This is a genomic window from Sandarakinorhabdus sp. (genome assembly GCF_040398665.1).
Classification (GTDB): domain Bacteria; phylum Pseudomonadota; class Alphaproteobacteria; order Sphingomonadales; family Sphingomonadaceae; genus Sandarakinorhabdus.
Map to the genome: position 1 here is coordinate 1 of NZ_JBBATQ010000001.1, position 12,183 is coordinate 12,183.

Annotated in this window: 10 protein-coding genes and 1 tRNA gene; 9 read left to right on the top strand and 2 right to left on the bottom strand. The window is 64.4% G+C overall.

Features of this window, described 5'->3' with window-relative positions; translation table 11 throughout:
- Positions 1-487 precede the first annotated feature (487 nt).
- From ABWP22_RS00005 to ABWP22_RS00040, 8 genes are all read left to right on the top strand, one after another.
- Positions 488-3,295 (top strand): TonB-dependent receptor domain-containing protein, encoded by a 2,808-nt coding sequence (locus ABWP22_RS00005; protein WP_353198400.1) that lies wholly within the window; start codon positions 488-490, stop codon positions 3,293-3,295.
- On the top strand, positions 3,295-4,863 hold the full coding sequence (locus tag ABWP22_RS00010; RefSeq protein WP_353197873.1) for a carboxylesterase family protein: 1,569 nt from the start codon (positions 3,295-3,297) through the stop codon (positions 4,861-4,863). Before ABWP22_RS00005 ends, ABWP22_RS00010 begins: the two co-directional genes overlap by 1 nt.
- Before the next feature lie 104 nt (positions 4,864-4,967).
- A complete protein-coding gene (locus ABWP22_RS00015; protein ID WP_353197874.1) occupies positions 4,968-5,771 on the top strand; it encodes an IclR family transcriptional regulator in 804 nt (267 codons plus the stop codon).
- 25 nt (positions 5,772-5,796) lie between these two features.
- Positions 5,797-6,741 carry a dihydrodipicolinate synthase family protein gene (locus tag ABWP22_RS00020; protein WP_353197875.1) on the top strand — a complete coding sequence of 315 codons (945 nt, stop codon included), beginning with the start codon at positions 5,797-5,799 and terminating at the stop codon, positions 6,739-6,741.
- A gap of 7 nt (positions 6,742-6,748) precedes the next feature.
- Positions 6,749-7,435 (top strand): SDR family NAD(P)-dependent oxidoreductase, encoded by a 687-nt coding sequence (locus ABWP22_RS00025; protein WP_353197876.1) that lies wholly within the window; start codon positions 6,749-6,751, stop codon positions 7,433-7,435.
- A gap of 25 nt (positions 7,436-7,460) precedes the next feature.
- Positions 7,461-8,630, top strand: coding sequence for a mandelate racemase/muconate lactonizing enzyme family protein (locus ABWP22_RS00030; RefSeq protein ID WP_353197877.1), 1,170 nt, complete (start codon positions 7,461-7,463; stop codon positions 8,628-8,630).
- A gap of 8 nt (positions 8,631-8,638) precedes the next feature.
- The gene (locus ABWP22_RS00035) at positions 8,639-10,033 is read left to right on the top strand and encodes a sodium:solute symporter family protein (RefSeq protein WP_353197878.1); all 1,395 of its coding nucleotides are present in this window, start codon (positions 8,639-8,641) and stop codon (positions 10,031-10,033) included.
- Positions 10,034-10,035: 2 nt separating this feature from the next.
- Complete coding sequence (locus tag ABWP22_RS00040; RefSeq protein WP_353197879.1) at positions 10,036-11,073, top strand: alpha/beta hydrolase; 1,038 nt, start codon at positions 10,036-10,038, stop codon at positions 11,071-11,073.
- A gap of 36 nt (positions 11,074-11,109) precedes the next feature.
- On the opposite strand, the gene ABWP22_RS00045 is transcribed toward ABWP22_RS00040, so the two are convergent.
- Both ABWP22_RS00045 and ABWP22_RS00050 read right to left on the bottom strand, forming a co-directional pair.
- Positions 11,110-11,319 carry a hypothetical protein gene (locus ABWP22_RS00045; protein ID WP_353197880.1) on the bottom strand — a complete coding sequence of 70 codons (210 nt, stop codon included), beginning with the start codon at positions 11,317-11,319 and terminating at the stop codon, positions 11,110-11,112.
- Between the two features lie 39 nt (positions 11,320-11,358).
- Positions 11,359-11,434, bottom strand: a tRNA-Thr gene (locus ABWP22_RS00050).
- Positions 11,435-11,522: 88 nt separating this feature from the next.
- On the opposite strand from ABWP22_RS00050, the gene ABWP22_RS00055 reads away from it, so the two are divergent.
- On the top strand, positions 11,523-12,158 hold the full coding sequence (locus ABWP22_RS00055) for a GNAT family protein (protein ID WP_353197881.1): 636 nt from the start codon (positions 11,523-11,525) through the stop codon (positions 12,156-12,158).
- Positions 12,159-12,183 lie beyond the last annotated feature (25 nt).

The window sequence follows — 12,183 nt, forward strand, 5'->3', positions numbered from 1 at the left end:
GCCAATTACTTCGCCGCCTGCGGGTATGATGCAACCTGATCGAAAACCGCTCTAGAAATTCCCAAGCAAGCCTGACCAGAAGATTTTGAATTGGCGCATGGCAAGCAACGGCCAGGCTGCTGAAATGCGGGTACCAGCCAAGAACACGGGAAGCTGAGTATCGGCCTTTTGCCAACCCACCCCGGCATTTCCTTACTGGAATGGGACGGCGTGGAGCCGCTCGGCAACAGAAGCGCGATGGCGCTGAAACATTCAGCCCTACACCCAAACGGATAACATCCGGCTTTCGCCACCAGTCCGGCTGCGCCCCGCTGTCGATCTTGAGGACGGACCAGGCGCTTGACAGCACCCCTCAATCGCCATAGCCTTATGATACAAACAAAAGTTCGCATTCCGAACATTAGGCGTGGGGAAGGGTTGGACGATGAGGCACAATTGGCTTTTGGGTACGGGACTGATCGCGCTCACGCTGGGCAATCTTCCGGCAATGGCTCAAGAGGCCCAGCCGGCCACGACTGCAGATGCCGCGGAAGAGGCGAGCGTTCAGGAACTGGTGGTGACCGGGAGCCGCATCGTTGCGTCGGGTGTCGCAGCGCCAACGCCCGTGACCGTCCTGGATTCAACCAAGATGCTTCAGCTTGCGCCTGCCGCCCTCGACGACGTCATCTCGCAGCTTCCGGCGTTCCGCAACAACTCCGGCCCGAACCAGGTACAGCGCAATGCCGGCAGCACCACGACCGGCCAGAGCATCGCCAATCTTCGCGGTCTGGGCGGGGCGCGGACCCTCACGCTGGTTGACGGCCGCCGCATGGTGCCGACCAACCCGTCTGCCACGACCAGCACGGCCATCATTCCGCTGGGCCTTGTGAAACGCATGGAAGTCGTCACCGGCGGCGCTTCGGCTGCCTATGGCTCCGACGCGGTTGCAGGTGTCGTCAACTTCATCCTTGCCGACCGCCTGGAAGGGGTCAGGGGTTCCATTTACGGCGGCATTTCAGAACATGGTGACAACGAGGAAGTCGGCGCCAACATCGCGTTCGGGATCAACGGTGCCGGCGATCGGCTGCGTCTGGTGGTCGGTGTGGACTACAACAAGAACTGGGGCGTCGGAAACATCTACAGCCGTCCCTGGAGCGCCGTGCAGCCCGGCAACAGCGGCAACCCGATCTCCTTCGGCGCGTCGCGCCCTGCCGGAACGGCTGCGTTCGGCTGGGCCAATGGCGTGCAGTTCGCGAACCAGACCCCGGGCGGCGTGATCAACAGCGCCACCACCCTCACCGGGGCAGCATCGACCGTGCTCAACCAGTTGACATTCAATCCCGATGGCACGACCAGCCCGCTCGTGCGCGGGCCGGTGTTCGGCAACCTGATGATCAATTCCAACAGCAACCCGATCGCGACGCCGATGGCGCAATGGAACCTCAAGCAGCCGCTGGAGCAACTGGCGTCGATGGCGCGCATCAGCTTCGACGTTTCCGAAACCATGACGCTGTTTGCCGACGTGAACTATGCGCGCAGCCGTGTGGTCACCTTCTCGCAACATCATCAGGCGGCTGCAATCACCATCCGGGCAGACAATCCGTTCCTGCCAGCCGGGATCCGGGCGCAGATGACGGCCAACAACATCGCCAGCTTCAACATGGGCCGGGTCAATACAGATTGGCTGGGAACGTCGGCCGACAACACCTACCAGAGCGCCCAGGGGGTCATCGGGGTCAAGGGCAGCATTTTCGACAAGTTCAGGTGGGATGCCTCGTTCACCCACGGCCGCTCCACAGTCGACGCCCAGGTCTACAGCACGCGCGAAGCCAATCTCTCTGCTGCGTTGTTTGCGGTGCGCGACAGCAGTGGCAACGTGGTCTGCGGCCCGATCGCCAGCAATCCCAATTTCGCTCCCAACCGCCTGACAAATTCCGTTCAGCCCGGAAATGTGTTGCCCGGCTGCGTTCCGATGAATCCGTTCGGGGTCGGCAATGTCACCGATGCGGTCCGCGACTATGTGTCAGGCTTCCAACCGACGGAGATCACGATGGATCGCACCGTGGCGGCGGTCAATCTGTCGGGTCCGCTATTCCGCCTGCCGGGGGGCAACGCGCAGATCGCCGTCGGTGCCGAAGCACGCTGGGACGGGCTGGATCAGGTGGCAGACGATCTGCAGATCCGTGGGCTGTATTCTGCCGGCAACAACCGGTCCTACAGCGGCAGGGAACGCGTGCAGGAAGCCTATGCCGAAATCGAACTGCCGATACTCGATCAGATTTCGCTGAACGGCGCGATCAGACGCACCAATTACCGGCAGTCAGGGTCGGTCACGACGTGGAAGGTCGGCGGCACGCTGGAGCCCTTGGAGGGCCTGCGCCTGCGCGCCACGCGGTCGCGTGACATTCGTGCGCCATCGCTTTCGGACCTGTTCTTGCTGGGCGGGGTTTCGGCGACCGGCTCCTTCGTCAATCCCTTCAACGGCCAATCGGATCGCCTGCCGGTGCAAACGACCGGCAACGCGGCGCTGCGCCCGGAAACGGCCGACACGTTCACGGCCGGCATCACCTATGAAGGGCACGATGCGCTGGCCGGCCTGCGGCTCTCGCTGGATTACTACCGCATCAAGGTGAAGGACGTGATCGCCACGGTCGGCGCGACGGATGTGCTGGCGCGCTGCTTTGGTGGGCAGCAGATCTATTGTTCGGCCATCACCTTCGACAACTCGCCATTTGGCATTGCGAAGATCTTCGTGCAGCCGTTCAACCAATCGCTGCTCGATGTTGAAGGCGTCGATGCCGAGATCGGCTATCGCACGCGCCTGGCTGGCGTGGGCCTGCCCGGCGAGATCGATGCGTCCATGTTCATATCCTGGCTCCGCCATTATCGCAGCACCGACCTCGCCGGCCCGGGTGGCACCACGCTCGACTTTGCCGGTTATCAGAATTCCGCGCCGAAGCAGACCGCAAGTGCATTCCTCAGCTATCATCTGGATCCGATCACGATCGGTCTGCAGATGCGCACCTTCTCCAGCATCTCCTACTCGCCCCTGTTTTTCGGCCCCGGCGAGGCGGGATATAATCCGGCGCTTTCCACCAGCATCAACAAGAACCGGTTCGAGCCACAGGCCATGTTCAACCTGAATCTGGCCTATGATCTGAAGATCGCGGGCAGGAAAGTGCAGCTCTTTGGCAACGTGGCCAACCTCACCAACCGCAATCCGCCCGAATTTGCGATTGCTGCCATCAATCTTGGCGGCAACCCGTATGATTATGTCGGCCGCTCATACAAGTTCGGCCTGCGGTTCGAAATGTGATGCGCCGCGCACTCGCTCCTTTGGCCTTGCTGGTTGCGACGGCGGCGCCGCTTTGCCAGCCGGCTGACGCCCAGACCGTGCTTTCGGATTATGAAAGCAACGATGCCGCCCAGAAAGCGCGTGCTAGCGCCGTCTGGCGGCTTGCGTTCCGCCCGACCCGGCAGGTGCTGGAACAGACCGTCGCCGGACTGCGCCGCACCCCCGGCGTGGCGCCGGAGCTGGTGGCCGAGGTCGACAGGCTGGTGGCTGCCACCCAGGGCAAGCCGGACACGGAGGCGCGCCGGGGCTTGATGCAGGCGGCGTCGCTGTTGCTCGGCAAGCCGTGGACAGCCGGCCAGGCGATGGTTGCTGCAACATCCCTGTCGCCCGCGCAGCCCGTTGCCACCGGCAACGCTGCGGTGATGATCTTCGCCCCGGGCTTTGCGACGCCAGCTGTGCCCGGCGGGCGATATGAACTCGATCTGCTGCGCGCGACACCAACGGCATCCGCAACGCCGCAGCCCGGTGAGACGGTGCGCCGATTGGCGAGCGACAAGCTCACCGGCAAAATCCAATCGATCAAGGTCGATCTCAAAGGCCTGCCCGACGGCTTCTATATTGCGCAGGCGCGGGTGACAGCCCCAGATGGTGGCAGCGACCAACTGGCCAGCGGCTTCCACATCGTCAACAATCTTGCGGCGCGGCAGCAGGCGATTTCGGCGCGCCTCGACCGTACGTCCGGGCATGACAGCGCGCGGGCGACAGCACTTTACCCGTTCGAACTCGCCGCCGCGCTGAACGCCGGCCGCCGCGAAGTCATCTCTTATGATTTTCCCGCCGCGCTCAGGCGATCCGAAGCGATTGCCGAAGCACTCGAAAAGGAGGCTGATCCTGTTGTCCAGGCCACTGGCCTTCAGAACCGCGCATACCGCTTTGCGCCGACCGGGGAGTTGCTGCCTTTTCAGCTCTATGTGCCCAAGGCATGGCGAGCGGATCGAAAATGGCCGCTGGTCGTGGCCTTGCACGGTGCCAACCTTGACGAGACCAACATGCTTGGCCGGGCTGGTGCGCGATTGCAGGCACTCGCCGAACAGCGCGGCATCATCGTGGTCGCACCGCTCGGCTACCGGCTGAACAGCGGATACGGCGTCCGCGGCATGCGCGCCTTCGCTCCCGAAGAGACGCGCCGGCGTCACAGTGAGGCCGATGTGCTCGCCGTCGCCGATCTGGTGGCCGCCGAATACAATGTCGATCCGGCACGCACCTATCTCACCGGCAATTCGATGGGCGGGGCCGGGACATGGTGGATCGGGGCCCGGCATCCACAGCGGTGGGCCGCGATCGCGCCAGCGGCCTTCGGCGGGGTCGAGCAGGACTATGTCTCCGGGCTGGCACAGCTGCCCATATTGGCGGTCGTGGGTGATCGCGACGAGCTGGGCATGCGAGACCGTGTGGCTGAATCCGTCGCGCTCCTGCGCAGCAACGGTCTTCGTCCCGGCTATCTCGAAATTCCTGGCGGCACCCATGCCAGCGGCTTCGACATCGCACTGCCGCAAATCCTGGATTTCTTTGGCCAGCATCGGAAATGATGCGTCCTGCCGCTCTCTCCCGGCGTTGCGCGCCGCCCGTGTTGCCTGCGGGCAAGCTGATGCTTAGCAAAGCATCCTCTGCGGGTGTCGTGAGGAATTCGAAAATGAGCGACGACAAGAATATCGTGAAGTCTGTGGCCAAGGCCTTTGCCGTGCTGCAAGCCTTCGGGCCCGACACCAGCGAGTTGGTGCTGGCCGACGTCGCGCGCGCCGCCAGTTGCGACAACGCCACCGCCTTCCGGATGCTCACGACCCTGGTCGCGCTCGGCTATGTCGAAAAGGTGCCCGAAAGCCGGCGTTTCCGGCTTACCTTCAAGTGCCTGGAACTTGGCTTCAACGCCATCGCCCGCTCCGACATTCGGGCGCTGGCCCGCCCGTTGCTGCGCTCTTTGGTGAACGAACGCATCGAAGCCGCGTCCATCGGAGTCCTCGATCATCACGAGGTCGTCTATGTCGAACGCATCCAGGCCGGGCTCCAGCGCCTCGCCGTCGATGTGCGGGTCGGCAACCGGGTGCCCGCCTTCTCGTCGGCGCTGGGCCGCGCCATCCTTGCGCACCTGCCAATCGCAGATGAACGCGCCATTCTTGAAGCCAATCCGCCCAAGCCGCTGACGGCACAGACCGTCACCGACATTGATGCGCTGCTGGCCACACTCGATCAGGTGCGGCGCGACGGCTTTGCGGTGTCGGATCAGGAAACCGTCACGGGCTTACGCGTGCTGGCGGCGCCGATCACCGATGTCGATGGCGTGCCGATCGCCGCCATGAGCGTGGCCGCGCCCACCTTCGGCCAGACGCTGGACGAATTCATCGCCGCGGCCGCCGGCCCGACCTGCGCGGCCGCGCAACAGCTATCGTTGGCTGTTCGTGCCGCCGGTGCCACGGCCGCCCATCCCCTATCCCCTTGACGCCCCCAACAGGAGTTTCGTGCCGGTGCACAGCGCTATCGATTTCAAAGGCCTGATCCCGGCCACTGCCGTTCCGTTCCGGGACGACTTCAGCATCGATGCCGATGCACTTGCGCATTTTGCGCGCTGGTTGTGCGGCCAGCCCGGCATAAAGGCACTGATGACCAACGGCCACACCGGTGAGGTCTTTTCGCTCACCACGCGCGAACGCGCCGAGGTGACCCGCCTGACGGTTGAAGCCGTTGCCGGCAAGGTGCCGGTCATCTCCTCCATCGTGTGCGAAGGCACGGCCGAGGCCGCCGAACATGCATTGATGGCGCGCGATGCAGGTGCCAGCGCGCTGGACGTGATGCCGCCGCACCACTGGCTGCGCTTCGGATTCCGCGCGTCGCACGTCATCGACTATTTCGACAATATTGCCCGCGCATCGGGCCTGCCGCTGGTCGTCCATGTCTATCCGGCCTGGACCAAGGCCTCCTTCCCTTCGGCGCTGCTGGCCGAACTGGCCCAGATGGAGGCGGTACAGGCGTTCAAGATCGGCACCCGCGAGATGAACAAATATGCCAGCGACCTCGCCGCCATCCGCGCGGTGGCGCCGGAAAAGGCGCTGCTCACCTGCCACGATGAATATCTGCTGGCCTCGATGGTGCAGGGGATCGACGGTGCCCTCGTCGGCTTCGCCTCGCTAATCCCCGGCCTGATCTGGGATCTGCTGCAGGCCGTGAAGGCGGGCAATCTGGCCGAGGCACAGCGCGTGCAAAAGCTGATCGATCCGTTGAAGGATGCGGTTTACGGCAGCGGCGAACCCACCGGCGAAGCCCATGCCTGCATGAAAGCGGCGATGGTCGAAGCCGGCATTCTGCCCAGCGGGCGCATGCGGCCGCCCACCGTGGAGCCCAGCGTCGCAGAACTGGCTCGCATCGCCGCTGCGGTAAAGGCGGCCGGCATTTCGCCAGCCCTCGCCGCCTGAAACCGACATGGCCGCGGCACGCACAGTCGCCGTTACCGGTGCCGCATCCGGCATCGGTGCGGCCATCGCCCGCCGCCTGGCGGCGGACGGCTGGGCCGTGACGGGCATCGATCTTCGGCCGCACAACGCCGATCTGCCGCCGTTGGCAGGCTGGCACATGGCCAACCTCGCAGATCCCGAAAGCGCGGCACAAGCCGGCCTTGCGTTGGCTGGCACCGACGCCCTGGTTCATGCCGCAGGGCTGATGCGCACCGGTGCTCATGATCAAGCCGCCCACGCCGACGGCGACCTGATGTGGGCCGTGCATGTGCGGGCGCTGGCCCTGCTGGCGGCTAAAATGGTGCCGGCCATGCCCGCCGGGGGCCGTATCGTCGCCATCGGCAGCCGCACCAGCGCCGGCGCGGCCAACAAGGGCCTCTATGCAGCCAGCAAGGCGGCTCTGATCGGTTATGTGCGCTCGCTCGCTGCCGAAGTGGCGTCGCGCGGCATCACCGCCAATATCGTGGCGCCCGCCGCCACGGCAACGCCGATGCTCGCCGATCCGGACCGCCAGGGCGTGCCGCCGCTTCTGCCGCCTATCGGCCGCTATGTGGAACCGGCGGAGGTTGCTGCCGCCACGGCCTTTCTCCTTGGCCCCGAAGCCGGTGCCATCACTGGCCAGCAGCTCATCATCTGCGGCGGCGCCTCGTTGTGACCGCCGCTGCCATCAGGAACCTGTCGTGACCATCCGCATCCTCGATATCGTCGAAGTCACCAAGCCGATCGCCTCGCCTATCCGCAACGCCTACATCGATTTTTCGAAGATGACCGCCAGCCTCGTCGCGGTTGTCACCAACGTCGAACGCAATGGCCGCCGGGTTGTCGGCTATGGCTTCAACTCCAATGGCCGCTATGGTCAGGGCGGCCTGATCCGCGAGCGTTTCGCCGGCCGCATTCGCGAGGCCGAACCGGCTGCGCTGCTCGATGAGAGCGGCGATAATCTGTGCCCGCACCGCATCTGGGCGGCGATGATGACCAATGAAAAGCCCGGCGGCCATGGTGAACGCTCCGTCGCTGTCGGCACCATTGACATGGCGGTGTGGGATGCCGTCGCCAAGATTGCCGACAAGCCGCTGTTCCACCTGCTGGCGGAACGCGCCGATCGCACGCCCGATCCGCGCGTCTTTGTCTATGCGGCCGGCGGTTATTATTACCCCGGCAAGGACGACGCCGCGCTCCGCGCCGAAATGCGCAGTTACATCGATCGCGGCTACACCGTCGTGAAGATGAAGATCGGCGGCGAGAGCCTCGCCATCGATCGCCGCCGCATCGAATCCGTGCTCGCCGAAATCGGCAGCGACGCGCAGCTCGCCGTCGATGCCAACGGCCGCTTCGATACGCTCACGGCGATCCAATATGCCCGCGCCCTCCGGGAGTATCCGCTGTTCTGGTACGAGGAAGCCGGCGACCCGCTCGACTATCGCCTGCAGGCGGCGCTGGCCGAGTTCTACCCCGGCGCCATGGCAACCGGTGAAAATCTGTTCAGCCATCAGGATGCCGCCAACCTGCTGCGCTATGGCGGCATGCGGCCTGATCGCGACTGGCTGCAGTTCGATTGCGCGCTGTCCTATGGGTTGGTGGAATATCTGCGCACGCTTGACGTGCTGCGCGAGGCCGGCTGGTCGCCGTCGCGCTGCATTCCGCATGGCGGCCATCAGATGTCGCTGAACATTGCGGCGGGCCTCGGCCTTGGCGGCAATGAAAGCTACCCCGATCTCTTCCAGCCCTATGGTGGCTTCCCTGACGGCGTCCGCGTCGAGGCCGGCCATATCGTCATGCCCGCGCTTCCCGGCATCGGCTTTGAAGGCAAATCCGATCTCATCCGCGTCATGCGCGATCTGGCGCAATAGGCCCGGTCATGGCCAACTCTCCCTTCACACCGGCCGAAACCGCGATCATCTTCATCGCGATCGCTGCCTATATCGCCTTCACCGGCTGGTTGACCTATCGCCTGCGCAGCCGAACCAACGCCGATTACATGGTCGGCAGCCGCGCAATGCCGGCGCTCGTGGTCGGCGTGCTGCTGATGTCCGAGTTCATCGGCGCAAAATCGACGATCGGCACCGCGCAGGAGGCCTTCCAGTCGGGCATGGCGGCAGCGTGGTCGGTGATCGGCGCCTCCCTCGGCTTCCTGCTGTTCGGCCTGTTCTTTGCCGGCCGGATCTACGGCACCGGCGAATACACGATCTCGGCAGCAATCTCCCAGCGCTATGGGCGCGGCACCATGACCATGGTCTCCATCATCATGATCTATGCGCTGCTGCTGGTGAATGTCGGCAACTATGTCAGCGGCGCTGCGGCGATCAGCCAGATTCTGGGCATGAAGCTGAGCTGGTCGATGGTCATCATCGCGCTGGTCAGCACCTTCTACCATGTCTTTGGCGGCATGAAGGGCATTGCCTATGTCACGCTGCTGCACAGCGCGCTGAAACTGGCCGGAATTGCCATACTGGCCGCGGTCGCCGTCACCGCGGCGGGCGGGGTGCCGGAACTGCAGGCCAGCTTGCCGCCGGACTATTTCTCGTGGGATGGCAAGATCGGCATCGCCACCATTGTCGCCTGGACGATCGCGACCATCGGCGCCATCTTCTCGACCCAGTATATCATCCAGGCCATATCGTCGACGGCCAATGCCCGCGAGGCCCGCAAGGCGGCGCTGTACGCCTCGCTGTTCTGCTTCCCGATCGGTTTCATGCTCGCGGCCATCGGCGTTGCCGCCAAGCTTGTCCAACCGGATCTTGAAAGTCTTTATGCGCTGCCGATGTTCCTCGGCCGCATGCCACTGTGGATGGCAACCGCCGTGACCGTCTCGCTGGTGGCATCGGTGTTCGTCTCGGTCAGCACAGTGGCCCTGGCGATTGCCTCACTTGTCATCCGCGACTTCTATGTGCCCTGGCGCGCGCCGGACGCCGATCAGCAATTTCGGGCCACCCGCATCGTGGCCATTGTCATCGCTTTCCTCCCACTTCTGTTCGCGCTGTTCGTGCCCGAAATCCTCAAGCTCTCCTTCTTCACCCGCGCACTGCGTCTCTCCATCGCCATCGTCGCGGTCATCGGCCTCACCCTGCCGCATTATGCCACTGCGCGCGGCGCCACCCTGGCGCTGGGCGCCTCGGCCGCGATGACAACGGGCTGGTACCTGCTCGACAACCCTGGGGGCATCGACAACATCTATGTCGCGCTGGTGGTGCCCCTCATCGTGATCTTTATCGAACGCCTGTTCGGTCGCTCCCCCAGCGGCCCGGAGAAATAGCCATGCGCCCCGTCGTCCCTCTGCTGATCGCTGCCCTGGCATTTGCCGCGCCCGCCGCTGCCGGTCCGGTGCCGCTCGGCCAGGACGGCCAGACCAGCGTTCCCGCACTGGATGTGCCCTCCAGCGATTTGATGAGCCCGGAAGGCAACCAGTCACGCGTCGAACATATCCTCACCGAACGCGCGCTGAAGGGCGCGCCGCTCGACGCCTTCAACGCCGCGCTGTTCGGCCCGCGGCTGGAGCGCACCAAGGTGGCCTTTCCGGTCACCGTCCGCCAGGATCGCATCGCCGGCGTCCCTGTCCTGATTTATGAACCGAACGGCGGTGTTGCCCCATCTCGCCGCCGGCAGCTGCTGATTAACGTCCACGGTGGCGGTTTTGTGGGGTGTTTCACCGAATGCGGTGGGCTTGAAAGCATCCCCATCGCCGCACTCACCGGCTTGAAGGTGGTCAGCATCGATTATCGCCTCGCCCCGGCCGCACGCTTTCCGGCTGCCAGCGAAGACGTCGCTGCCGTGTATCGCGCCCTTCTCAAGGAGATTCCAGCCAAAGGCATCGGCCTGTTCGGATGCTCGGCCGGCGGTTTGCTCACAGCGCAATCCTTGGCCTGGTTCCAGACCCACGACCTGCCGGCGCCAGCGGCCGCCGGCGTGTTTTGCGCCGGCGGCGATCCGGGCATGGGCGGCGACAGCCGCATCATCGGCATGGTGCTGGGCGACGGCGAAGCACCCGACGGCCCGGCCGGCGGACCACCCCGCGGCTACATGCAGGGCGCGCGCCCAGATGATTCCGCCGCATTCCCCGCTTCCGATCCTGCCACGCTGCGCCGCTTCCCGCCGACCTTGATCGTCGTCGGCACCCGCGATTTTGCGCTGAGCAGCGCCGTCAATCTGCACAGCAAGCTTGTTGCCAATGATGTCGATGCCCGTTTGCACGTATGGGAAGGCGGCCGCCACGCCTTCTTCTACGATGTCCGCGTGCCCGAAGCGCGCGAGGCTTATGATGTGATCGCGAAATTCTTCACTGACCGGCTTCGCTGATCGCGGATCACGGACCCTCCTTCGCCTTCTTGTAGATCATACGTGCGACGGAATGTTTCGTGAAGGACTGAAGAAATTGCTCTCATGATCCAGAGCAAACGATTCACCACCGGCCGCGGCATCGGCGACACGGCTGGCACCAACAACCAATGAACCGTCACGCTCGCGCCGGATGAACCGAATAATCGGCTTTTGCCGAGAGGCCGGCCAAATTTGACGTATCGCCTGCATGATCATCCCGGCCATCGCTCTCAGAACGAAAGCAATTTATTAATTGAAAATTAATGGTGCCGCTTAGGTGACTCGAACACCTGACCCCATCATTACGAATGATGTGCTCTACCGGCTGAGCTAAAGCGGCTCCGGGGAAGGAGGAGGCGATTATCAGGGGGCGGGAGTGCTGGCAAGAGGGAGCGCAATGTTCGGCCCCGAACGTCGTTATCAGGAGCATGAGCCATTCCCTGCCTGGCAACCGCACCGCGCCGCCGCTGGAGGCAATCAGCCGCCCTCGCACCGGGCCGCTGCGCGTCGATCAGGTCCCGCGCAGTGTGGTGGTGGAACGCCGGTTGACCAATCGGGCGCTGGCCGCCTGGCAGAACGCGCCCGAGCATGACATCGCCACGGCCCTGCAGGCGTTTTTCGATCACAGCCTGGTGGTGCGCGATCCCGCGGGGCGGGCCATCATCGACAGCGTCGGCGGCCCGGTGTCGGCGCGTTTTGGCCTGATGGCCGGCCTGCCACTGCTGCGCGATCCCGGGCTGGGCGAGGAACTGGTGGCCGCGTGCGAACTGGTGACGTTGCAGCCCATGCCGATCCCGTTCGAAGCCAGCGTGAACGATCCGATGGGCGCGCAGTTGCTGGTGCGCGGTTTGGCATTGCCGCTGCCGGCGGCTGGCGATCCGGCCGCCATGGTGCAGATCGTGCTGAGCTGGCGCGAGATCCTGTCAAAAAGTGCCGCCAAACGCCTGCGCGCTGAACTGGCCGGCGCCTTTGCCGACATCGGCCGCCTGCCGCCGGCTGGCGAGCCGTTCGCGCGCCGGGAGCCCATGCCGGATGTGATCAAAATCACGCATCTATGGAAATGATATCATCAGCACACTTTTCATTCCT